We start from the raw sequence: 211 nt of genomic DNA on the forward strand, positions 1-211 counted from the left end.
AAGATGCAGGTTACCCGCGACAAGACGGAAAGACCCCATGGAGCTTTACTGCAGCTTGATATTGAATTTGGGTACGATCTGTACAGGATAGGTGGGAGCCGTTGAACCTTGAGCGCCAGCTTGAGGGGAGGCATCCTTGGGATACCACCCTGATCGTATCTAGGTTCTAACTTGGTACCGTAAGCCGGTACGAGGACAGTGTCAGGTGGGC

General features: G+C 53.1%; 1 rRNA gene. It reads left to right on the forward strand.

The features are described from left to right. A 23S ribosomal RNA gene (locus LCF57_RS06705) occupies positions 1 to 211 on the forward strand; the annotation flags it as partial.

This window comes from Paenibacillus sp. BJ-4, from assembly GCF_020404765.1.
GTDB lineage: Bacteria > Bacillota > Bacilli > Paenibacillales > Paenibacillaceae > Paenibacillus.